22 protein-coding genes are annotated in these 23997 nt (G+C 52.2%); 7 read left to right on the top strand and 15 right to left on the bottom strand.

The annotated features are described in order from the left end of the window. Window positions 1–21: 21 nt before the first annotated feature. Window positions 22–522, bottom strand: coding sequence for a hypothetical protein (locus RCI_RS07415; RefSeq protein ID WP_012035797.1), 501 nt, complete (start codon window positions 520–522; stop codon window positions 22–24). A 264-nt stretch (window positions 523–786) separates the two neighbouring features. Here RCI_RS07415 and RCI_RS07420 point away from each other — a divergent pair, with 264 nt between their 5' ends. From RCI_RS07420 to RCI_RS07430, 3 genes are all read left to right on the top strand, one after another. Then, window positions 787–2025: a winged helix DNA-binding domain-containing protein gene (locus RCI_RS07420; RefSeq protein WP_231844969.1), complete on the top strand. Its 1239-nt coding sequence runs from the start codon at window positions 787–789 to the stop codon at window positions 2023–2025. Between the two features lie 175 nt (window positions 2026–2200). Further along, a complete protein-coding gene (locus tag RCI_RS07425) occupies window positions 2201–2503 on the top strand; it encodes a hypothetical protein (protein ID WP_048198237.1) in 303 nt (100 codons plus the stop codon). A 217-nt stretch (window positions 2504–2720) separates the two neighbouring features. Then, window positions 2721–4001: a bifunctional hexulose-6-phosphate synthase/ribonuclease regulator gene (locus RCI_RS07430; RefSeq protein WP_012035800.1), complete on the top strand. Its 1281-nt coding sequence runs from the start codon at window positions 2721–2723 to the stop codon at window positions 3999–4001. A gap of 271 nt (window positions 4002–4272) precedes the next feature. Here the strand turns inward: RCI_RS07430 and RCI_RS07435 are convergent, their stop codons facing one another. From RCI_RS07435 to RCI_RS07465, 7 genes are all read right to left on the bottom strand, one after another. Further along, window positions 4273–5175, bottom strand: a complete 903-nt coding sequence (locus tag RCI_RS07435) for a DUF1616 domain-containing protein (protein WP_148266566.1) — start codon at window positions 5173–5175, stop codon at window positions 4273–4275. A gap of 39 nt (window positions 5176–5214) precedes the next feature. Beyond that, on the bottom strand, window positions 5215–6072 hold the full coding sequence (locus tag RCI_RS07440; protein ID WP_052309926.1) for a hypothetical protein: 858 nt from the start codon (window positions 6070–6072) through the stop codon (window positions 5215–5217). A 4-nt stretch (window positions 6073–6076) separates the two neighbouring features. Next, on the bottom strand, window positions 6077–7498 hold the full coding sequence (locus RCI_RS07445; RefSeq protein WP_012035803.1) for a DUF58 domain-containing protein: 1422 nt from the start codon (window positions 7496–7498) through the stop codon (window positions 6077–6079). 7 nt (window positions 7499–7505) lie between these two features. Next, window positions 7506–8474: an AAA family ATPase gene (locus tag RCI_RS07450; RefSeq protein ID WP_148266567.1), complete on the bottom strand. Its 969-nt coding sequence runs from the start codon at window positions 8472–8474 to the stop codon at window positions 7506–7508. Between the two features lie 9 nt (window positions 8475–8483). After that, entirely contained in the window at window positions 8484–9467 is a 984-nt protein-coding gene (locus tag RCI_RS07455) for a DUF4350 domain-containing protein (protein ID WP_012035805.1), read from the bottom strand. Next, on the bottom strand, window positions 9464–11845 hold the full coding sequence (locus RCI_RS07460) for a DUF4129 domain-containing protein (RefSeq protein ID WP_012035806.1): 2382 nt from the start codon (window positions 11843–11845) through the stop codon (window positions 9464–9466). The genes RCI_RS07455 and RCI_RS07460 overlap by 4 nt, the downstream gene beginning before the upstream one ends. Before the next feature lie 115 nt (window positions 11846–11960). Continuing rightward, entirely contained in the window at window positions 11961–12224 is a 264-nt protein-coding gene (locus tag RCI_RS07465; RefSeq protein ID WP_012035807.1) for a hypothetical protein, read from the bottom strand. Window positions 12225–12331: 107 nt separating this feature from the next. Between RCI_RS07465 and RCI_RS07470 the strand changes: the two genes are divergently transcribed. The 3 genes from RCI_RS07470 to RCI_RS16665 all read left to right on the top strand — a co-directional run bounded on the left by RCI_RS07470 (window position 12332) and on the right by RCI_RS16665 (window position 15111). Beyond that, window positions 12332–13318, top strand: coding sequence for a transposase (locus RCI_RS07470; RefSeq protein WP_012034999.1), 987 nt, complete (start codon window positions 12332–12334; stop codon window positions 13316–13318). A gap of 462 nt (window positions 13319–13780) precedes the next feature. Next, the gene (locus tag RCI_RS07475) at window positions 13781–14569 is read left to right on the top strand and encodes a TIGR04255 family protein (RefSeq protein ID WP_012035809.1); all 789 of its coding nucleotides are present in this window, start codon (window positions 13781–13783) and stop codon (window positions 14567–14569) included. Then, complete coding sequence (locus RCI_RS16665; protein ID WP_012035810.1) at window positions 14566–15111, top strand: hypothetical protein; 546 nt, start codon at window positions 14566–14568, stop codon at window positions 15109–15111. Before RCI_RS07475 ends, RCI_RS16665 begins: the two co-directional genes overlap by 4 nt. 20 nt (window positions 15112–15131) lie before the next feature. Here RCI_RS16665 and RCI_RS07485 read toward each other — a convergent pair whose 3' ends face one another. From RCI_RS07485 to RCI_RS07500, 3 genes are all read right to left on the bottom strand, one after another. Next, on the bottom strand, window positions 15132–15719 hold the full coding sequence (locus RCI_RS07485; RefSeq protein ID WP_148266568.1) for an IS1 family transposase: 588 nt from the start codon (window positions 15717–15719) through the stop codon (window positions 15132–15134). Window positions 15720–16379: 660 nt separating this feature from the next. Next, complete coding sequence (locus RCI_RS07495) at window positions 16380–17618, bottom strand: acyltransferase family protein (protein ID WP_012035813.1); 1239 nt, start codon at window positions 17616–17618, stop codon at window positions 16380–16382. 58 nt (window positions 17619–17676) lie between these two features. Then, on the bottom strand, window positions 17677–18480 hold the full coding sequence (locus RCI_RS07500) for a polysaccharide pyruvyl transferase family protein (RefSeq protein ID WP_048198240.1): 804 nt from the start codon (window positions 18478–18480) through the stop codon (window positions 17677–17679). On the opposite strand from RCI_RS07500, the gene RCI_RS07505 reads away from it, so the two are divergent. After that, window positions 18475–19461, top strand: a complete 987-nt coding sequence (locus tag RCI_RS07505) for a transposase (protein WP_012034999.1) — start codon at window positions 18475–18477, stop codon at window positions 19459–19461. The two genes, RCI_RS07500 and RCI_RS07505, sit on opposite strands and share 6 nt — an antisense overlap. A gap of 1 nt (window position 19462) precedes the next feature. Here RCI_RS07505 and RCI_RS07510 read toward each other — a convergent pair whose 3' ends face one another. Genes RCI_RS07510 through RCI_RS07525 form a run of 4 tightly spaced genes read right to left on the bottom strand, consistent with a single transcriptional unit; the run spans window position 19463 to window position 23957 of the window. Continuing rightward, window positions 19463–20062 carry a polysaccharide pyruvyl transferase family protein gene (locus tag RCI_RS07510; protein WP_331436977.1) on the bottom strand — a complete coding sequence of 200 codons (600 nt, stop codon included), beginning with the start codon at window positions 20060–20062 and terminating at the stop codon, window positions 19463–19465. Between the two features lie 20 nt (window positions 20063–20082). Next, window positions 20083–21348 carry a lipopolysaccharide biosynthesis protein gene (locus RCI_RS07515; RefSeq protein ID WP_012035815.1) on the bottom strand — a complete coding sequence of 422 codons (1266 nt, stop codon included), beginning with the start codon at window positions 21346–21348 and terminating at the stop codon, window positions 20083–20085. Window positions 21349–21405: 57 nt separating this feature from the next. Next, window positions 21406–22425: a Coenzyme F420 hydrogenase/dehydrogenase, beta subunit C-terminal domain gene (locus tag RCI_RS07520; protein ID WP_081477301.1), complete on the bottom strand. Its 1020-nt coding sequence runs from the start codon at window positions 22423–22425 to the stop codon at window positions 21406–21408. Then, the gene (locus tag RCI_RS07525; protein ID WP_231844970.1) at window positions 22401–23957 is read right to left on the bottom strand and encodes an IS1634 family transposase; all 1557 of its coding nucleotides are present in this window, start codon (window positions 23955–23957) and stop codon (window positions 22401–22403) included. Before RCI_RS07525 ends, RCI_RS07520 begins: the two co-directional genes overlap by 25 nt. Between the last annotated feature and the right edge of the window lie 40 nt (window positions 23958–23997).

Consider the following 23997-nt stretch of genomic DNA (forward strand, 5'->3'; position numbering starts at 1 on the left):
ATAAAGGCAATACTCTGGCCCTCAGCGCCGCAGGATCAGGAACTTGCCCAGGATCAGCCCGAAGGCGCCGTAGACGAGCCATAAGGTCGGGTGCTCGGTGGGCAGAATGCTGGAGGGGTCGGCGAGGAAGTGGGAGAAAATGTGCTCCTGGCCGCCTGTAAGGGAGACGAGCGAAGACGAGATGGAGGTGTGCTCGACAGCATAGGGCACAGAGGTGACCACAGGGGTAGGGTCTGTCACCGGGAGGTCGTAGTTGCTCGAGTTGCCGACTGTAGTGACAATGTGGGTCTTGATGCCGTGGATCTGGTCGATCCCGTACATCGTCATGTTGTATGCCTCCATGTCGGAGGGGTCCATCGACTGCGCCTGGATGACGTTGATCTCGGCGATCGTGCTCATGCGCTGCACGTCGGCGATCTGGTTCAGGTTGGCCACGGTCTCGTTAAAGGTCTTAAGCGCTTCAGCATAGTCTGCCATCCAGAGCATCCTCCACCGGTACCCGCCGGCATAACGGCCGGGCAAGCAACTGGTAATTAGCCATATGTAATTACAAATTTATAAGTCTTTTGATTTGATTACCATTTATACAAACTAAGATATTGGAAGATACCTGGCCAGGCTTACGCCGAATAGATACTATGAAATAAAATAGGAAAAATTGTGAACAGTCCAAATATAATAATATTTTACTATCCCCACGCCATACCCTATAAGACAGATATCAGTTTATATGCACTCTGGCCCAAACCGGCAGCTATCTATGGGCACAAGAAGATAGTACCTGTAATGACCGGACGCGTGCTGACCTCTGATCTAATGCCCGTAACCCGGGCTCAGGCCCTCGCTTTTCGCCTCTCGGGCCACAATCTTGCGAGGAGGCTCCCGCCCGGCTCACTGCTGGCTGCTGCGGGCGCCTGCGGTATTCAGGACAGCCCGCCGGGCTCGGCGGCGCTGTCGCTGCACGCCCGGGTGGCCGGCTTTTCGCCTGACGATCTGGACAGGGCCCTCAGAGTAGATAAGACGCTGGTGCAGACGATGAGCCTGCGGGGGGCGCCATACATGTTCCCGGTCGAGGATGCGGCTGTGTTTACTACTGGACTGCTGCCCGACGACGAGAAGGCCCTCAGGCATTTCATCCAGGGGGTGAAGCCGGCGCTGGAGCACATCGGCATCGGCGCCGCTGAGGTGGCAGACCTTACAGCCGCCGCCCTGTGTGAGGTCCTCGACGGCAGAGAGCTGACCAAGGACCAGATGGGCGCGGAAGTGGCGGGAAAAGTGCTGGAGAGGCTGTCTCCACCCCAGCGACAGGCATGGCAGGAGGAATCGTGGTACGCCAAAGGCCAGAGCCTGGGAGAATCAGTCGTCCGGTTCGCCTTTTACGCCATCGCCCTCCGGGGCACTTTCTGCTATGCGCCCCGGCATGACAACGAGGCAACATTCATCCGCACCGACCAGTGGCTGGGAGCGCCGCTGCCCGGCGTAGACAGCGGCCGTGCGGCTGCAGAACTGGTCAGGCGCTACCTGCACTGCTACGGCCCGTCGACTGCTAAAGACTATGCCGGGTGGGCGGGGATCTCGCCAGCGCAGGCAGCGAGAGCGTGGGGACACGTGAAGGATGAGCTTGCAGAGGTCAAGTTCGAGGGCGGGAGAGCCTGGCTGCTCCGGGATGACTGCGCTGGCATCGCCGGCCTCCCGGAGCCGGAAGGCGTCCGCCTGCTGCCCCCGCACGACCCTTACCTGCAGATGCGGGACAGGACGACGCTTGTCCCTGACAAGGCGCTACACAAGCACATATGGAGAGCCACAGGCAACCCGGGCGTCGTTTTGGCCGGCAGACAGTTCGCAGGGACCTGGCGGAGCCGGAAGAAAGGCAAACTGCTCACTCTGGCCGTTGAATTGTCCGGGCCAGTTTCGAGAGTGACCCGGGAAGAGATCGAGAAAGAAGCTGCTCTCCTGGCCCGGTATAAAAAATGCGACGGGGCTGTTGTCGAGTGGGCCGCATGGCGGGCATCGATTTCCGAATAGTGCAAATTTAAGCCAAATAATCGCATAGAAAAGATTTATATGGTAGTAAATCGTTAATGTTTCTGTCAACTGGTACACAGTGGAAGTGTACGTAGCCTGTTGCTCTGGCAATGCAGGATCGCCTGCATTCCGGGCGGAAACAGGAGAGTTCCACGAGATTCGGGGGTATATAGTAATGAAGAAGACAGCGATCGCTATCAGAGACCGGCTTGCCGGTGTACTGGGGCTTGAATCCGTCATCGACGCCGGCATACTGGCATCGCTGGTCTTCTCAGTTTTACTGATCTCATTACTCTTATCCATCTTTCAGCTCAGCGGAGCTCAGGCTCCCGCCGGGCTCGCTCAGGCGATGGCCGGAAGCCAGATGACGACCGCCCAGACAGCGCCGGGCTACCTCACACCGGTCCTGTTGCTGGTCGGCGCCATGGCCTTCGGCATAGCCGGAGCTTACTATATAATTCGCAGGCCGCCTACGTAGGCGAGCAGGCGATCACGATTAACATATCTCTACCATTGGTTTGCCTGTCCTCAAAAAACATGTAAACACAATGGCCTGGCAGGCACGGACCATACACTCACCCGGGTCCCTGCCTGCCACACCACCCTATTTTAACTGGTGCATTTTTGATATCGTCAATAGACCTAAAAATTAGAAACCTTATTGCTCTATGCCACCTATTTTAGATCGACCATTTATGAGACCGATCTTGCAGGTGGCTCTGGATGAAATTGAGCTGCGGAGGGCTGTCGAGATCGCCCGGGAGGCGATCGCCGGCGGCGCCGACTATCTGGAGGCGGGCACTCCGCTGATCAAGAGCGAGGGCATGAACGCGGTGCGCACGCTCAAAAAGGAGTTCCGGGACCACGTGATTGTGGCGGACATGAAGACCATGGATACTGGCGCAGCCGAAGTGGAGATGGCGGCGAAGGCAGGGGCGGGGATCGTCTCTATCCTGGGCGCCTCCCACGACTCGACCATCGAGGACGCGCTCCGGTCGGCCCGGAAGTACGGGGTGAAGCTCGCCGCTGATCTGATCAACGTGCCGGACCCTGTCGGACGGGCGGTGCGACTGCAGGAGATTGGGGTGGATATACTGGGCGTCCACGTGGGCATCGATCAGCAGATGGTCGGCCAGGACCCGATAGAGGTGCTGAAAGCGGTCCGGGAAGCTGTAAGCATTCCGATCGCTGCTGCGGGAGGGCTGGATGCCAGGTCTGCGGCTGCAGCGGCTTCCTTAGGTGCAGAAATTGTGATCGTCGGGGGCAACATCATCCGGTCGAAGGACGTGACCGGCGCTGCCCGGACGGTCCGTCAGGCTCTCGATAGTATGGGGCCTGTCGAGATCGTCAAGAAGTCGCTGGACGAGGAGATCCGGGAGCTGTTCATGCAGGTGTCTACTCCCAATATATCGGACGCCATGCACCGGGCCCCGGCCATGAAGGACATCAAGCCGATGTACGAGGGCATCAAGATTGCCGGAAAGGCCGTGACGGTGCAGAACTTCCCGGGTGACTGGGCCAGGCCGGTGGAAGCGTCTGACGTGGCGCAGCCGGGGGAGATCATCGTCATCAACAACTTTTCCAAAGACGTTGCTCCGTGGGGGGAATTAGCATCCCACGGCGCCATGCAGAAGGGCATCGCAGGCGTCGTGATCGATGGAGCAATCAGGGATATAGACGAGATCCGCCGGATCAGGTTCCCGTCGTTCGCGTCGGCCATCGTGCCCAATGCCGGCGACCCCAAGGGCTTCGGGGAGATCAACGCCGAGATCGTATGTGGCGGTTTAACGGTCAGGCCCGGGGACTGGATCATCGGCGACGATAACGGCGTCATGGTGGTCCCGAAAGAGAGGGCGTATGAGGTGGCCCGTCGCGCGCTGGAGGTCAAGAAGAACGAGGATCGGGTGCGGGTGGAGATCGAGAGAGGGCACACGCTCGCCGAGGTTATGGACCTGTACAAGTGGGAGAAGAAGTAAAGGCTATAGAAAAGTAGTTATTTTCTGATCTTAGCGGGTCGACGTCCGACCCTATGGGTCGGTCTACTGCGGTTTTTAGGGTGCTGCGCCGTCGGGGCCGGGCTCGCACCCTCGTCGGACGACCTGGCTGCGCCTTCGGCGGCGCCAGTCGACCTCCTTCGCAAGCCCTAAGCGACGCCGCCTGCGGCAGGCGCCCATTACCCCGCCGTAGAATCGCCAAGCCCTCCGCTTCGCTCCGGGCAGACCCTAAAAACCTCCGTCGACCGCTATATTATCCGGTCACGTTGATCCACAGGTGTAAATCCCTGTAGGGAGCCGTCATGTTGCCGTCGGCGTAGAGCAAGAACTCCAGCTTCATGCTGGTGCCCGGGCGGTCGGGGGCTATGTCGATCTGACGCTCCCAGGTCTGGTTGTCGGCTATAGTGACCTGCTGGGTGTAGAGCCGGGTGATCTGCCGGCTGTCGTTCAGCGCCACGACGAGGTCGTAGGTGACGTTGCGGTACTCATGGTTGACGATGCCGACGATGACGGGTTTGGACTCGCCGGAAATGAAGCGGGTGGGGTAGTTCTCGGCTTTGCCGTTCGGGCCGAGGATGTAGAACTCGGTGAACTTTTCGCCCTGCTTGGGCACCACGAAGACGTAGGCGAGGACGAGGATGGAGGCGACGATTGAGATGAGTAGGATGACGGTCAGGATCCGGTCCAGCCGGCTCTCGGAGGCGGGGAATAATTCTCCCTTAATGTCGGCGTAAGCCCTGCCGAAGTCGATGTTGAACCGGTCTTCGACCGGTAGCTCATGTCTGCGCCGGTTGGCGACGAGGACGCAGAGGAGGGTGAAGATGGCGAGCGCGACGACGATGGGGTCGAGCCGGATGCCCCAGGGGGTGAAGTTGAGCCCGAGGCCGATCAGGGGCACGACGGCGATGCTGAGGCCGAATGAGAGGGCGGCCCGCTCGATGCCGTCGAGGTCTTTCCTGTTGGGGAAGAGCGCGGCGATGAAGGCGTATCCGGGCACGAAGAGCACCATGGCGTGGCCGAGGGCAGAGCGGAGGATGGTCTCATTAATTATCGGCAGGTAGATCGAGAGGAAGGCCAGCGCGCTGAAGCCTAGCACGAGCCGGAGGTCGATGGCCATGTCAACGATAAAGCTCTTCAGGTCAATACTGACCTCCATCGGGTCCCTGCTGGCATCGGTACGATTATTAGCCGCCACTTAAGACTCACTCCTGTCCTGCCCGTATAGCTCGAATTCGAGGCGGATGGTCTTCGCCTCGACGCTGACGTTTTCGACTCTGGCTCTCCGGCCGGTGCCGTCAGCCACCATGCAGCCGGCGAGGCTGCAGACCGGGCAGCCGGCCTGGCAGCATATGCCCAGGTTCGCTTTTCTGACGGCCTCGCACATGCCCGCGGTCGCGATGTCGGACATCGTCACAGTCACCCTGGCACCGTCTACCTTAACGCTGACCTTCGAGGCCAGTTCCAGGCTGTTCTCCAGCACGTCCTTGATCTCGTTCTCCAGCCCTTCAGGGGTGAAGAACGCGCCGATGGACTGGGAGTAGCGGAACAGGCCCTGGCCGGGAGGGTCGAGGACGATACCCTTCTGTCCCTTGCCTGAGACGCTGAAGACCTGGTCGCCTTCGGGGGTCAGAGATCCGAGGTCCTCTTTCCCGAGGTCCCCGGAAAGTGGGATGAACAGCTTCGTGGACCCGGCGATTTTTGCGGGGATGTAGATGCCGTGAGAGGTGACGAGGAGGGAGGACAGGATCTTGCCGATGGTGAGCACGTCGGTCTGGCACATGGCATCGTAGACCTCGTCCCGCAGGTACCTGTTCGGGGAGAAGAAGAGCAGCAGGATGGCGACGGCGAGCAGGCTGGTGCCGGTCAGCATGAGGAGCATGGACATCATGGACCCGTCGATGGTGAGCAGCCAGAGGGCGAGCACTGCCCCGCCGATGAGCCCCAGCCCGTATGAGGCGTGCTTCATGGTGCGCCGGTTCTGGGCGTCGAGCTTGCGCCTCAGCGTTTTGCGCTGGGCATCGAGGGCTGCTACTAAGATTTCCTGATCCTGCATATGGTCACCTTCTCATTGCCTGGACTGGCATCCTGCGAGACAGTGCGTCCTCCGGGTTTTCACCGCTGCTGCTAAGATCGATGACCCGCACCTGGCCCGAGCCCCTGATCCTGCGTATGGCGGCCTTTACCTCCCGGTATTTCTCGTAGCACTCCTCGGCAGACTCAGCCTCGTGCCCGAACCACAGGTGCGGCGTCAGGGCCACAGAAACCTGGTGACCGTGATAAGTGGCCATGCGTACGCCGTTCATCAGGCACCCGACGCCCATAGACAGGTTGGTTACGACGACGATATGGCACGGGGAACCGGCGGATGCCGTGATCCTGCCGATAGCCATGGTAAAGCCTTCTGCCCTGATATTAGCCCGGTAGTCGTCGAGCGTCTCTTCCAGGACCGACCCGATGATGCCCAGCCCCTGGGCATCCTTCAGCAGCGACTTGAGGTGGCTGGCCTCGTAGATAGCCATCGTCTTTCCTGCGGCGGTTTTCTCCGGGCTGACGGGCTTCAGCGTGGCCAGCAGCTTCCGGGCTCCGAGGATATGCCCCCGCCCTACTGTGGCCGGCAGGAACTTCACGATCCCGTCCCGGGAGAAACAGATTAAGCCGAACCTCGTGTTATCCACGGAGAGCCGGCTGATCATGGAAGAGACCAGGCTTGTGGCCGCGTAGAACTCCGAGGGCTCGCCCGTGCCCATGGACTCGTCCACGTCGAGCAGGAAATATGTCGCGGGGCTCCACTCCTTCTCGAACTCCCGGACCACCAGGGTGCCGGACCGGCTGGACCGGGCCCAGTCGATGTCCCTGACGCTATCCCCCGGGGCATAGTTGCGGAGGGAGGAGAAATCCGTCCCGTCGGGGGCTCTGTCGACGTGCCCCGCGTACAGGCTGTCGTAGTGGCTCGCGGACCGAAGCGAAGCCTGGGTGTGAGTGCCCGGAACGGTGACACCCGGCTGCACGGTGAGAGCCAGGCCGGTTCCCGCCCGGACCCGGTGCCTGAAGAACCACGAGCTGACGCCCAGTGTCACCGGCGGAATGGAGAATTCGCCGTACCCGGAAGGGCTCAGCCGGGTCGACAGGAGCGGAAGCTGACCCCCGGAGAAAACGACGTGCCCGAGCAGGGGCGCAGTGGAAGCGATCCGGGCATCCAGCGGCTGCTCGAACTCGATCTTGAGTTCGGCGTGCCCGGGATAAGAGATCGTGGTGTCGAACTGGACGGCCGAGCCGAAGCGGATGGTGGAGACCGCCAGTTTCCTGTCGACTGCGATCTTACCCAGGACGGATGCCCGGGACCGCAGCCGGAATAAATCGCAGGCCAGCAGGAGAGCGTAGGCCCCGAGCGCAGCATAGAACACAATGCCACCTGCGAGGGCTGCGAGGGCTGCTAAGGCCGCTCCGACAAGGACTACGCTAACGTCTCTGACTTCCATCGATCGCTCATTCCGGGACTTTGACGGTATTCAGCAGCTCCTGGACGATGTCCGCCGGGGACACTTCCTCGAACTCGTACTCCGGCTTGACGATGAGCCGGTGGTTCAGGACTCTGGGCGCCAGGTACTTCACGTCGTCGGGGATGACGTACTCCCGGCCCCGGATGGCGGCCACCGCCCGGGATGCCCTCAGCAGGGCGATCGAGGCACGGGGGCTGCCGCCCAGCAGCAGCTTTTCGTGGCTGCGGGAAGCCATGATCAGGTCGCGGATGTACATAAGGACCTTCTCATCCACATACACCCGCTTCACGAGGTTGATCATGCTCACCACATCGTCGAGAGCGAGCAGCCGGGCAACCTCGCCATGCTCCCCCCGCTCCTTCATCTTCAGGATCTCCAGCTCCTCATCCGCAGTGGGATAATCCACCTTAAGCTTGAACATGAAACGGTCGATCTGCGCTTCCGGCAGCGGGAAAGTCCCCACCACGTCGATGGGATTCTGGGTGGTGATCACCATGAACGGTCGGGGCAGCGGGAAAGTGCTGCCCTCGATGGTGACCTGCTTTTCTTCCATGGCCTCCAGCAGCGCCGACTGAGTCTTGGGCGAAGCCCGGTTGACCTCGTCCACGAGGAGCAGGTTGGTGAAAACCGGGCCCCTGTTGAGCACGAAAGAGGAGTCCTTCTGGCTGAAGACGTAGGAGCCGGTGACGTCGGAGGGCAGGATGTCCGGGACGAACTGCATCCGGGCAAACCCGAGGTCGAGGGTGGAAGCGAAAGCCTTGGCGATGGTCGTCTTGGCCAGCCCCGGCACACCGTCCAGCATGACGTTGCCTTCGGACAGCAGCGCGATCAGCATGTCGGTGATCAGATCATCCTTGCCGACGATAGCCTTCTTGATCTCCCCCGTGATCTGGGAGGCGAGCACGGTGAACGCGCTCATGTCCACGATATCCTGTTCCAGTGTCTTGATCTCCATACCCATCGCCTACAGTTTTTTCTTCAGCTCTTTCGCCTCTCTTTCTGTTAATGGAAGCTTAACCATCATATAACTAATTATATCGTCCCTGACGTCCGGCCGCCCCCCGGTTTCCGGCTTACTGGGGGCAAAACGCCCTAAAATGTCAGCCCTCCGGTACACGCCGTAGCCGGCGAGGACCGTGAGGAGAACGAGGAGCACCTGGGTGACTATATCTGTCTTAAGCAAGTGGTACACAACCGCCAGCGGGGGCGCCCCGTGGCCGTGGGAAGCGTCGACGTAGACGGGGCCTTTGCTCACGACATTCCCGATGAAAGCACTGTTATTGCCCAGCTCGACCATGCTGTTGATCAGCAGGTCCGGGTCGCCGATCACCACCAGCTCGCCCTTGCCGTAACTGACGCTGGCTGCGACCGGGTAGGTCCCGAACTGCTCCCCCTCATCGATGCGGGCGTTATCGTTCGAGTCGATCCAGGCGAGGCTGGAAGTGCTGGCCAGCACAACTCCCGGGCCGGTCACGTTCAGCGGCACAGGGTGGTTGAAGTACAGCGGCCCCGTGCCCGAAAGGACGCCGGAGTTGCCGATGCCGTCGATGATCGGGAAAGCCGGCGTCCGGTAGAAGCTGCCGTCCTGACAGAGCGGCTGCTGATACAGAGTCACGGGCGAGCCGAGGAGTTCGAGCAGGCTGTTTGCGGTGCCGTAGTCGTCCATCACTATCGTCCGGCCGCCCCGGTCCATGTAGGCCTGCACCAGCCCGGCCTCCTGCTCTGTGTAGTTTTGCGTCGGGCCCACGATGAGGAGCGTGCCGTTCGCATCTGCCTCCGGGAGAGCGGAGAAGGAGTACATGCTGTTGACGTCGCCGGAAATGCCGGCCATGCCGTTCCAGGCCGGGTTGGACAGGCTGAAGTCGGCCTCGCTGAAGTAGAACCGGCCGACCAGCAGCACTACGATCACTATGGCGGCCAGTGTCAGGATCAGCGTCGTCTTCTTCATTGCCCGGCACTCTCCTGCAGTTCCGCCAGTTTAAGGTGGAAGTCCCTGAGACAGGCCATAGCCGCCTCCGCGTCTCTGCCGCTGATCACCCTCCGGCCGAAAGCCTCTGCCTCGTAGAGATCGATGATCGGCTTCAGCGAGGCCTGCAAAGCCGGCTGCCTGCCGATGACGATTCCATAGAACTCGAGGTGAGTGGCCGAGTCCGGGACTGCGATGCCTCTGAGATTGGCGATGTGCCTGGAGAGCATGTAGATGCCCGTAACAGCCCTCGCCATGTCCCCGGATGCCGCCGCCTTGCTCAAGCTCGCGATCTCGTCCTCGATCACGAAGGGAGCGACCTCGGGCACGGCTTCCGCGGGCGGTACCTGCGGTGATATGGGCGCAGCTTCCTCCGTTCGCCTGGCCAGCAGGTTTCTGAGCCCGCCCATAATCCTGCGGTCGAAGCCGGTCAGCCGGGCTATAACCAGGAGCACGATAGCGAGGCTCAACAGTGCCAGGGCGAGGAGAGACGCTTTATCGTAGGGCACGATCAGCACCTGCCCGGCCTGCACCGTCGACTTCGAAATCAGCCCGTCGCCTGTCGTGGATACTATCAGCGGCTGCATGCCGGGCGAATCATTCCCGGTGATGCCCCGGGAGAAGCTGAACGAGCCGTTGAGGCCTGTGATCGGACTGCCGATGCCCCTGTCGGCGAGGCTGACGAGGAGAGGCTGGCCGGAGACCGGCCTGCCATCGGCCAGCTTTACCGAGCCGTTGACCTCGACGACGTCCCCGGCGAAGACGATTGAAGCAGGGCTGCTCACGCTGATGACGGGCGGTGACTGGACGAAAGTCACGTCTACCACGTTACTTTTCACGCCGGCCAGGGCACCGCCGGAAGACGCGTATTCAGCCATCACCCGGGTGTCGCCGGGCTGCAGATCGTATGGAATTGCCACGGTGAGGCGGTATCCGCCGTCGTTGCCGGTCCGGGCGGTGCCCAGCCTCCGGTCCCCGGCGTAGACGGCGACGTCAGCGTCGGAAACCGGCCTGCCATTGTCCGCTCTCAGTATGCCCGAGAAAGTGGCAGCGTCGCCGCCTGTGAACTGCGTTCCGGAGGAGGAGAGGGAGAGCGAAGTTCCGACTGGAATGATGTTCAGCTGGCTTTCCGATGTCGAGCCGGCGAAGACCCCGTTATAGTCGGGCGTGAAGGATGCCATGACGGAGGTATTGCCGCCTGGCGAGCTGCCGGTGATCGTGAGATTATATACGTAGGTGCCGTCCTCGCCGGTGGTCGCCGTGCCAGCCCTGACGCCGCCGAGGTATATGTCGATAGTTCGGCCGTGCAGGACGATGCCCTTTTCTGATAACAGGGCGCCGGAGACTGTCACAGTGTCGCCGAAGGAGGCTGTACCGGGGCTGACACTGGATGAGATAGAGGTATTTTCCGCCGGGACAGAAATTTCTACGATATCGCTGATAGTCGGCAGCTGCGACTTGTCCGAGGGCTCGAAAGTGGCATAGGCGGTCAGCCTGCCCGGCGCGTCCTGCGGGACTACATACTTGATCCTTGTCTCACCGTTGCCGTCGGTGACCCCGGAGCCGGACGTGCGGCCGCTCACGTGAAGGAGGACCGGGCCGTTGCCGATCGGCGAGCCGTCCTTCTTGTTGAGGGAAGCAGTGAAGGTGATGGTAGATCCGACAGCAGCCTGATCGACGTCAGAAACGAGTGTCAGGTTAGAGTCGCTGAGCAACTGTTCCACGTCTCGCTGCTCCACATCGAGCCTCGTCATATAGTCGTCCAGCCGCTTGAGGGAGCTGTCAAGCAGGCTGGCGTCGACGCCAGTGCCGCTGAGCTTATTTTGGACGAGGGTGATGTTGTTGAAGAGCGAGGCGTGAGACTGATTAATGCTATCATAGTAGCCTTTGAGCTTTAAAGCGGACTCAGTCGCGTTCGCCCGGTCCCCCTCCGCCATGAATTGCCGGTAAGCCTGATAAGTGGCGTTATAGTTCACCGAATCGTTGACCATCGTGGAGATATCCAGGTCCAGGGCGTCGATGTTAGCCACGAGAAGGTTATAATCAGACTGGGAGAGGTTGAAGTGCTCCATCAGCTGCCTGTAGCTATCGTAAGAAACGTGAAAATCCCAGTACGATAGGTTAGCGGCTGCAAAATCGGAAGCGTTGAGGTAGCTGGCGATGTCGGCCGAGTCGACGATCATCAGCTGGAGCAGGGCCTGCATCTGTGAATCGATATTCGGGCCGGAGATGGATTTGACGTCAGAGGGATCCTCGTGGATGATCGGGCCCGGAGAGCCGGCGGCGAGGCACGGAGTTATTGTAGAGGAAGCCAGCAGTGAGAGAAGTATTATGATAAGCCATGCTCGGTTGCTCCACATTATTCCTCTCACCTACTCACCTTGACTGACTGATTGAATGATAGACTGATAGGGCGTATATGGCTATTGAATATATTGATGCCCTGCTGTAAATTGACGAACAGTATGCATGCCATTACCTTGCGATGATCTCCAGCACTTTCCTGACCACGATCAGCGCGAAGATTGCGACGCCCGCGAGGATTACTATGTTGACGCGGGACCGCCACTTAGGCTTCGTGGTAAAGGGCCCCGACAGCTCCACGATGATGAGGAAGCCTATGAGGCAGAGCACGAAAAAGTACTCGATGTCCAGGCTGTTCAGCAGGACGAGGATGGCCAGGGTCAGCAAAGCCCACCCGCCGAAGGCAAGGACGAGGCGCTGGTTTTTGGTTAGCATGCGGTGATTACCGAGAGATAAAGTTGACTAAGCAGTATATAAGGTTTCCTGTGACTTTTGCATAAGTCGATAACAAGTATATGGGCATTGCAGCCGTTGGCGTTTTTATGCATAGTAAAAACGTTGGTACGGGCTGGCAGATGCCCGTTTCTTGCTTCGATTGCCATTGTAAAATACTTTCTGACATACCGCTCATGATGCTGGAAGCGGTTGACTGGCAGCGTTTCCGATACCTCGAGAAGAATAATAAGATTGGGAGGCCTCCCCAGTACAGTCGGATCGCCTTGCTACGAGCACTTCTCTACATGGAACTGGCAAATCTCTCGAGTGTCAGTGAACTAGTAAGAATACTCAAGGGCGACAATTATAAAATGCGGATTCTCGGCTTCGACCAATTACCTAGTGAGAGCACGTTCAGCAGATTCAAAGACCAGGTAGACACCGACCGGATCATGGTCCTGTTGACAAGCATGATCTGGAAGAAAAACCCGGATTTCATGAGCATGGTTGGGGTAGACAGTACCAGCCTCCCTGCGTTCACCCGGAGTGATCCTGAGGCCTCATGGGGGTACGATCACATCAATGATAAAATGTACTACGGGTACAAAATCCACTTACTTTACGATCTGATTACACTGGCGCCGATCTGCAGTATTGTCACTCCTGCCAACATGCATGACACTACACAACTACTGCCATTACAGAGGAAAATGGGCAGTCGCATACTCCTTGTTAAGGGATTGTTCGCTGACATTGCCTATGACTCTAAAGAGCACTTGGAACGCATATACCCGATCGGCATACCATTGATCAACCGAGTTAACCGGCGGAACACGAAGAAAGAGCTACCCAGGTACCGAATACAGGAGTACATCCCCTTCCACGACATCACCATGAACAAATTATATAAAAACAGGATGCACTGCGAGTACACGAACTACCTGTTGAAAGAGCACCTCACCTTAAAACGAGTAAAAACTACCGGAATCCTTCGAGTTACTGTAAAGACCGGACTCACCCTGATAGCACGACAGATACAAGTACTCTACCAGGTTAAACAGGGAGCAAACCCCAGGACAACGATCATCGAGTGAATTATGCAAAAGTCTCAAGGTTTCCTTATAAAAACAGGTTCTTGTGTGGATCTCGGATTATAATTTTCGGCCATTGTGCTATGGCATTTACCGGGGAACGCATGAATCAGCAAAATGCCCGAGTAAAAGGAGGTACCGGAGGAAAGGAGGCAGGTCAGGGAGGTCGCCGAGGTCCGGGAGGGACTTTAAGAAAGGGAGGTCTGGAGGTACGGAGGTCAGGGAGGGGCTTAAAAATGGGAGGACACGATGTACAGAGGTCAGGGAGGGACCAGTTAGACTGTCAGGCTGAAAAACAAGGAATCTCAGCCTCTTAGACCATTATCAATTCGTCACCCGACAATTGGAGAAGGCAACAGTTAAAATTATTTATTAAAAATGCGTACATAGGCTACAATTATAATGCTATTGCATTGATCTAAAGTTCTCTAAGTTCGTATTTCTGCATTCGCAGGGGGATTTGTCATGGCAAGAAAGAATTTAAAAAATAAACCATTGGTCGAAGCCATCCTGGAGATCAGATGGAAGCTTCAGGAAAAATCCCCGGGAGTATTCGTTGATCCGAACTATAAATTAGTGATAGGTAGATTATATGACCGGTTGAACGCAGACTACCCCTATCCAGTAGAGTTACCGACATCTAATATACCAGCAGACATTTCTGCATACGTAGTCCAACAGCAGTTTAGAAAAACTGAAAACGAATGGCCCCTCATCCAGATCGGCCCCGGGATAATAACGCTAAACGATACAAAATCGTACATCTGGGAAGACTTTGAGGAACGGGCCAGAAAAATGGTCGATGAGCTATTCGATGCATATCCGACAGAGGGAAATAATCTTGAGATTAATAGCCTTTTGTTGAGATACATAGATGCAATAGATTTTGACTTCGACCACAACGACATCTACCAGTTTATTCATAAAGAGATGGGAACGACGATCAACCTCAATAACAAACTGTTTGATGAAGAGACAATTGACAGGAAAAATCACAACTTCGATTTCAGGTTTGTATACCCGACAAAAGTCCCAAAAGGTATGCTCGGTTTACGGTTTGCACGCGGCTTGAAGACGAATGATAAAGGGGAAAATAAAGACGCGTTGATCTGGGAAACAAGAGTACAGTCAGAAGTCGACGTCATCTTCGATAACAAAGAGGAGATTGTAGACTGGATCGTCAAGGCACACGAAATAACAGATAGTTGTTTTTTCAACCTGATCAGCGATGATCTGCTCAGGAGGTTCGAATGACCGCCGGGTATGAATTTTCCACGAATCGAACGTTCTTTGAAGATGGCTGTAGTTCACAGTCAGTACCATCTCCCGCCGTCACCGGTTTCGGGCAATACGGGGTAAGCGGCTCACTATGTATAAACGGCAGGTACGCCATCTCCGAGCCAGGAGTTGTTGCAGCTTTGCTGAATCTGGGCCACACTACGTCTTACCCAGCACTGGGCAAGCTATTCAGCCGGAGTGTCGTCACAGACTCGTCTACAATTCGCAAGGTAGAGGTTAAAAGCAGACAAATGCTCCGGGTCAGAAAACTGATCGACGAACAGCTCGCCCGCGAATCGGATGTGCCCTTCGATACCGACGCCCTTATAGAGTCCATTATGGGCATGATGGAAAAAATCGGCTACGAAAAAATTCAGTGTACGCCCGACCGAGAATTAGCGGCGAGGGTCAAGAAGATCATCCTGATGGAAAAACTATCGATGACCATAGATACATCCAATGAAACAGAAGTCAGAGAATTTGACGAGGCGGTAAAAAGAAGGAGCTTCTTCAAATGAAGTATGCCCAGTGTCCTTGATTATATTGTATGGTGGTAGCTGATGAATTGCTCCCGGGTCCAGACATTGGTGGTGATTTCTTCTATCGTGGCTGGTGTTTGCTTGCATGGCAGGGGGTTCATGAAGTTCCAGTAAAACTGGAATAGGGCCACCGAGTAGTAGAGCATTTCGGGTATCTTGGAGAAGGTCTTGGTTTTTCTGACCAGTCTGCCCACTCTGCCTCGGAGTATGCTGTTAAAGTTCTCGACGTTAAATGTCTCTACCTGCTCGCTGTCAACGTCCCCGATGAGGACTCGGATCTCTTTACCAACGACTCGCCCTTTCTCCCGTATCTTAACCAGTTGCCCGTATCTGACCTCCTGGAAGAAATCGGTGAGCGTGTAATAGTAGTCGTCATTTCCATCAGAATACACGGTGAAAACGCCATCCTGAACTGAGTTGCTGACCTGGCTGAGCATAACCCGGCATGTCCCTTGAGTCCATCTGCCCACGCTAAAACCCACGAAGTAGTAGGATTCCCGCCTCACGCACATGTAGATCCACGCGTCGCCACTCCATTCCTCATCCCCTACCTGCTTATGCTCTTCTTTTTTTGAACGAACGTCCACATCTCATCTACCTCATGCTCAGCCTCCGAGCTCAAGCCATCACCCAGCACACTGCTCAAGAACTCCGCATGCCGGGCAAGATCTTTAGCTACTCGCATCACCGTATCCCGGTGATGACCGGTAATACGCTCAATAGCCCGGATACCATTACGCTCGTTCAACAGTTTCCCAATCAGAATAACATCTTCCCGGGTAATACGCCGACCATACATGGGAGTATTAATCGTCTCACAAAAATGCCGACCACAGTGCCGACATTGAAACACCTGATGCCCCGCACGGCTAAATCCCTTCTTAACAACACGACTCCCCTCAGACTTCAGGTAAAACTCACAAGAATCGTTCTGACAAGCAGGACGTATACCACAATCGATTGGTAATCCCATTACATCACTAAAAACAAAAACGCACACCCATATATCACTAGTACAAACTCAGAGCGGACACTGGGAAAAATCCCCTATATCATTAATATCGTCATGCATGCTGGTGATCATCTCTAACCGTTTTAAGGTTAGCGCTGGCCGAAATGAAAAATACTACATCTTTATCTTATATCAACTGCAGGTTATCTTTGCAGAAAAATTCCCTGTCGAGAAGATAAAGAGCGCCAACGTTACGAACAGAAAATTTCTACTGCTATAAATTTAATACCATTAATCAGGGATAACCCTGATTATCTGGTATTTTAGTATCTTTTGTGATAGGTACACGACAGCTACTATTTTTTAAACGGTTATATATTTCCTTAGATATCCTCATGCTCTGACTATCAACACAGTGGTAATACAAGTACGATGCTCCAAATACAACTATCATAGACAAGAGAAAAGTCACACAGAAGGATATTAAATAGGACGTTTTTGGAAATAAATAAATAAATACTAGGCTACTGAATGAAGCAAAAATGATCCCATGCAAGAGATACATGGAGAAGCTGATCTTCCCCAAAAACAAGAAGAGTGATCGAGAAAGTAGCCATTGCATGAAATTGGACGACAATATAACGAACATGAGTAAGCCGACTGATATATAGATATATATGAGATCGAGTTTATACAGTCCCAATAATGGGAAGTTAGTCAATCTATTTATGAATAGCCAGTATATTATGCAAATAGCCAATACTGCGATTAATATGTATAAGTTGTTAACTTTATGTCTTATCCCTTCCTGATTATTAAACAAATCAGCAAGCAGTAATCCGAAAATAAATCCCATATAGTGAGTCCCGATAAAAATCAGGATAACCGGTATGTACAATATCCGTCTGTACTTAAATTCTCCGAAAATAGCGAGGATGGCAAATAATATGAGGCTGCCAGTGAACTCACAATACATCGTCCACAATACCCCATTATAAGAGACTAAGCTATGATCGGTACCATTTTTATTATCAGAAAAGTAAGCGCTAAATAGTCCCTGACGTAGAGCGTCAAAGAGATTAGGAGTAAACTGCCAATTTTCTGCAAACCCTGATTCAAAAATATTTTTTGGACCAAGTAAGGAACTTGCAGTGTCATTGTAAAATAATCCTAAAGAGAGTAGGATAAAAGCGATTATTATGGATACACAAGCTGGGATCATGAGGCGTGGGTACCTTTTTATAGCACCACCTAAGTAGATATCTTGCTTCTTTTCAGGATTATTTGTCTGAAAAAATTTATAAGTTAGCACATATCCGCTTAATACAAAAAAGATAGGGACGCAAGCGGGATTATGGATGATCATATATATTAATGGTTTAAAATTTAGCGTTATATTTATTGAGTTTATATTGATAAGTAATGGAGACAGTGAGCTTATCGATGGGTAAAACCCATAGAAGAAGTGAGATATTGCAACCATTAAAGCAGCAACACCCCTCACACCGTCTAGATACCCGATTTTCTCAACCATGATACTAAACCCCAGATTCTTACTGTAAAGAGTTATATTTAGTAGTTCGTTTAATATACTATTTTTTATCTAATAGCTCATGTAGTAAGCGGTCATTGATTGACACTCGCTCGCGGATTCCCGGGAGTTTCTGTTCCAACTCTTGTCTGATCGAACTTTTCTGATCCCAGCAATCTAGTATTAATCGTTTCAAGCTTCCCTCATCCATTTCCTGGATATTGTAAACATATCTATCAAAGCCAAGCATCCGGCCAAGGATACCTCGGGTCTTGAAGGATTCGTACTCGAGGCCTATGAAAGGCACGCAGGTCATCGCAGCACTGATCAAAGCATGGGTTCTCGCCCCTATGAAGAAATCGCAGTTGCCAATTAAACCTCGTAACTCTCCAGCCGAGTACTCGGTATCAATTAACAGGGTTTGATCCTTTAACTTCATCGAGTCATTTATTTTTTTATGAGTCTGTCGGTCATTATTACTATCACTGGACCCGAATACATGAGGTATAAAAACAATGGTTCCCCCGGTTTTGACTATCAAATCATCCAGAATACTAGCGATGATTTTGACATACCGCTTATATTTTTCCTCAGGATCCGACACATCTGGAAACGCCCATTTTGAGATAACCTTGCTTAACGAAACGCCTATTATTGGCTTGCGCACACCACTAACGCCCTCTACTTGTAGAATTTCTGCAACCCTTTTATCGGTGGCGGCATCAATGGCAAAAGCCAAGTCGGCAGTGACGTGAATGTTAGGGTTGGTCACCCCAATTTTTCTTAAGTATTCGTAAGAGATGTGACTTTTGCATAAGTCGATAACAAGTATATGGGCATTGCAGCCGTTGGCGTTTTTATGCATAGTAAAAACGTTGGTACGGGCTGGCAGATGCCCGTTTCTTGCTTCGATTGCCATTGTAAAATACTTTCTGACATACCGCTCATGATGCTGGAAGCGGTTGACTGGCAGCGTTTCCGATACCTCGAGAAGAATAATAAGATTGGGAGGCCTCCCCAGTACAGTCGGATCGCCTTGCTACGAGCACTTCTCTACATGGAACTGGCAAATCTCTCGAGTGTCAGTGAACTAGTAAGAATACTCAAGGGCGACAATTATAAAATGCGGATTCTCGGCTTCGACCAATTACCTAGTGAGAGCACGTTCAGCAGATTCAAAGACCAGGTAGACACCGACCGGATCATGGTCCTGTTGACAAGCATGATCTGGAAGAAAAACCCGGATTTCATGAGCATGGTTGGGGTAGACAGTACCAGCCTCCCTGCGTTCACCCGGAGTGATCCTGAGGCCTCATGGGGGTACGATCACATCAATGATAAAATGTACTACGGGTACAAAATCCACTTACTTTACGATCTGATTACACTGGCGCCGATCTGCAGTATTGTCACTCCTGCCAACATGCATGACACTACACAACTACTGCCATTACAGAGGAAAATGGGCAGTCGCATACTCCTTGTTAAGGGATTGTTCGCTGACATTGCCTATGACTCTAAAGAGCACTTGGAACGCATATACCCGATCGGCATACCATTGATCAACCGAGTTAACCGGCGGAACACGAAGAAAGAGCTACCCAGGTACCGAATACAGGAGTACATCCCCTTCCACGACATCACCATGAACAAATTATATAAAAACAGGATGCACTGCGAGTACACGAACTACCTGTTGAAAGAGCACCTCACCTTAAAACGAGTAAAAACTACCGGAATCCTTCGAGTTACTGTAAAGACCGGACTCACCCTGATAGCACGACAGATACAAGTACTCTACCAGGTTAAACAGGGAGCAAACCCCAGGACAACGATCATCGAGTGAATTATGCAAAAGTCTCGTAAGAGATCTCTTCCCGGAGGGTGATCAGATCTGGTTTCTGTAGGATATATTTCCCCAGTCTCTCAAACCTTTTATTCCTGAAGGGCCCGATCGAACCCCCAAAAAGGACGACCTTTTTATTTAACAGTCTAGCCAACAAGGTATCGAGAAAGATCAGGTTAAAAGAGACAGAGCCGTAGAGCGTATTCATCCCATCATCCAGTCCAGTCACCATCACATCACAGAAGCAATACTCTTTCCACAGGTAGTTAGCCACCACCAGACGGTCGTCAACCAAGTATTTACCCGTCAGATGGTATACCAGTGCCAGCGGAAAATACTGCAAGTATCGTAGCTTAAAGAGAGTTCGGTCCAGCTTACCAGCTTTAGTCTGGTCTAGTCCGACGACAGGTACGTCACATCGTTTTCTGTCAAAATCCGGGTTCTTTGACAAGAGACATATCCGGGCATCTTCGAAGGTTCGCATATATTTGAATGCCCCTTCAAGTAGAGCTGCGTCACCTTTATTAGCAAACCCTGGGTTGACCGAAATAAAAAACCGGACGATTTTTTTTCCTCCATTTAATTTGTTGACAATTAATATTCAATTGGGTCTTTAGAGCTTCAGTGTAATAAATTTTTGTTTCTCCACGCTTTTGTCTTTAACACGATACCCAAAATGAAAATAAAGGCGAGTAAATTGGTCAGAAGCCAAGCATACCCTACGCCAACTAAACCGTATATCCCTATAAAGAAGTAACTCAGTAAGATGATCATCACGGTGATTGACGAGTTGATGAGGTTGACGATACCCATGTCCTTCTGGATTTTTTTAATTGATATGTAAAACAGCGTAACTGCAGAAAAAATGTTCGATAGTACGAGTAGCCTAAGAATTTCAAATGATTGAAGCGAATACTCTTTGTTAAAAAGCATCAAAATCATATCTCCGAACAGAAACATGAACAGTGAGAGGGGTATAAGGAGCGCAAAAATTAGTTTTAAAGATTTAATGGAGATATCACGAACTGGCATATCATGTGACCCCTCAACAAACAATGCTGAGCAAATTGAGTTGGGGATCATCATTATAAAGGAAGCAATTGTGTAGGCGATGAAGAAATATGCATTACTGGATGGGCCCAGGGTGTTAATGATAATTATCGGCAAGAGTGTAGTAGGCATAATGGCAAATAGGTTAGAAGTATATCCTCCTAAGCTGTATTTCCAGGATTTCCTGATCTGCCCCCAATTTACTTTCGTAGTGAACCGCAGACCAGTTTTACTTAAGACAATTCGGCTGAATAAAAAAGCCCCCATATAAGATACATCGAGGATGAGTAGAATACCTAGGGTGTTTGGGAAAAGGTAATACAGGAAGAACAGTAGTGGCACTCTGATTCCGAGTATCAGATTCTGAGCAAAATTAATATCCGATCTCCTTAAAGAGAGTAAAGTGATACTCTGCATATAATACATCGAGTTCACGAGGATATATACAAAAAAAGCGAACAGGATATCGCTTTGCCTAAGAAGGATCAGGGTGGGGGAAAACCAGTCGAGACCTATAATGAAGACCGCCGTAAGCCCTAAAGCTACTGATAAGGTTATGAAACTCGATCCGTTATACAGTGAATTTTTATCAGGAGATCTCGCCAGGAACCTCACAATGCCTGTGTCCATACCCAGCCGGGATACCACCAGTATCAAGGTTGCAGCAGAAATTATTGCATTGACAATGCCAAGGTTACCTGAAGTCATTTGCCGGGTCGCAACCATCCAGAACAATAGTCCAAAGACTGCACCGACCACACCGTTCAAGATATTTAGAAAGGAATTACGGTAGAGGGGTTCCTTATAATATTTTTCTATACTGGTGTGGACTTGCATAGCATTTTATTAATACATGTATACAATACATAAAATTACGCTACATTCAAAGAGGAGTTAAGGATTTTTCTGTCTTTTGTAAACAAAACGACATATCCTTGTAACAATGCTATGAACTTTCAAGAGCGGCCAAAGGTGATGTTTTGCCATCCATAGGGACACGTAGACGGAGATCGCCCCTAAGTAGTCCACAAACTTCGGCTTGACTTCGGTAATATTGTAATCGGGGGTTTTATGCTGTGTAAAGCGACGAATCGCTTTACGTGCAGAGTAGCCTTTTTTTTTGTAAGCAAGCATTGATCTCTGAGACGCTACTACTTCATCCCTATCGACTTTTTGAAGCTCTATAATACCTTTACACTGCGACAACAGCCGGTCGCCTACGCTGGTTCTAGAAATGATCACTGATGTACCGATCCTGTCATTTTTGAATCGTGGCAACCATGCATCACCGAACGAAATATCAGCGAATTCCGCCGTACCATCATAGCATAATGTACAGCGTGGAGGGAAGAAATACTTGCCAAATCCACTATCCCAATACATATGATAGTCAAGGCTTACTTTGCTCCCATCCATACAAGTCACCGTCATACTACCGGGCCATCCTTTACCGCGATACTCAATTTGCTTTACGTCTGCAACGTTAATACCATTCTGCCTTAACAGCCATTGAGTAGCGTTAAAGCTCGGCGTATGACCGCAAAAGATACCAAAAAATATTAAATTACACTTGAATAGCCCCTTGTACTTGGCTTTCTGCAATCCGTGAATGTGGCATGGCAACCCAACGACTGCAATCGTTTCCTTTGAACCAGTTTTAACAAGCTCTTTCAATGCCATATTAACAGGCACAGGGCAATATTTCGAACAAGAGGCTTCGATGATTTCTTCTTGGGTTCTGGCAATAAAGGGTTCAGGTACCAACGGATTATCCTTGCTCATTCGGGTTACAACTGCGCCAGTAATTAAACCATTATTGAGCGCACAAATTAAAAGTTGTGTAACCAGTCCACCGGACGTAGAGTTATTCCTGATCTCACTATCTAACCTCACTTCCCGGTTTTTTGGTAACATGATTCAAGGCTCATGCGTTCGATGATGTCTTTCTGTTTCTTGGTCAGTTCTGACAGTAGCCAGTCTCCGTCCTCGAGTTTGATCATGTGTATTTTTTCGAGTTCCAGGATCAGGTCCTCGACGCAATACTTTTTATCGAGTCGGGTTTCTTCGAGGTGTTTCTGAAGGCGCATTCTCAATATCAAGGCGAGGAAGCAGATGAATAGGAATCCTTTCATCGTAGATTCTTTTCTCACATTCAAAGGCACAGCATCAAGATCGTTCTTCAAGTGGTGGAATCGTTTCTCGACCTGATCCCGTTCCTTGTATGTGCGGAGGCATTCTTCCCAGGTCATCTCCCCGTGATAGCAGAGGATGTACCTGCCCATCCGGTTGATCCGCTGACTCACCGCGTTCTTCTTGATCGTGACGGTGAGGCTGGAATCGATGTTTCGTTGAACTTCGATGTAATTGTACAGTTTGCCCGCGATACTGCGCACGATCCGTTCAGTATCATATGGATTTTTGATATGCCTGTTTTTCAGTTCGTCCACGACATTATACAATCGTTTGTAAAACAGGTTGGTATCCAGATTCTCCCGGTTCCTGTCGTAATAATAATAGCCCTTCACCTGGAGACCGTCAACGTCTATGGTTACCGGTTTGACGAAGATGACCGTGTCATGGTATTTCCGAAGGTTGTCCGGGTCCTTGATATCATCATGCAAACTGGTGATCATTTCTTTAACCGATTTCAGAGTGGTGCTGGCAGGAATGACAAATACTACATTTTCATCAAAGAGCAGTTGGAGATTATCTTTACTAAAGAAACCCCTGTCAATAATCATGGTATACCTGGCGATTCCCAGATCCTTGATCCTTCGGACGGTATTGAACAGGGTGGATACATCGACGATGCTACCCGGGTAAACATCGTACATGAGGGGGATGCCCGAGTCCTTATCTGTAACAATGCTGAGATTGACCTGTGCAGTGCTCAATCCATCCCGGTTATACCCATACTCCAACATGTTGATCAGTTTAGAGTAACTGCTGAGACTGGTAAGATCGTAGATCAAAGCACCGGTGGAAAACCGTTGGATCATGCCCTTGAACAATCCCATTGGTACGTCGCTTTCACCGATACGTTCCAGGAATTCGCTCAACCGTTGACTCGTAGTCTGGAGATCCCGGAACTCGGATTGCTCCGAGAGATAAGATGCCTCGTACCATGATTCCACGTTCCTCATGCTGACCGGCCTGAGGACACGGTTAAAAGCTAACAACAGAGCGGTTTTCACATCCCTATCAGGGAGTTCATCCTGCAGGATCTCTTTTAATCCCAGCTCCTCAACGATCTTAAGGAGTGGTTGGAATTCCCCATAGCTAAGAGCCCTCCGAGGCTTTTTGGCTGTCTCTCTGACCTTCACCGGTTTACCGTCAACATTCTTGCCCAGGTACTTCACCGTCTGCCGTATCTGTTTCTTCTCTTTATCATAATACGGGGTTACTTCATAGAGGTACTCCTGCCCTCCCCGTTTCCGCACCTGCACAAAACTCTCCACATGTTACCAATTGATAACATAACATGAT

The organism is Methanocella arvoryzae MRE50 (assembly GCF_000063445.1).
Taxonomy (GTDB): domain Archaea; phylum Halobacteriota; class Methanocellia; order Methanocellales; family Methanocellaceae; genus Methanocella_A; species Methanocella_A arvoryzae.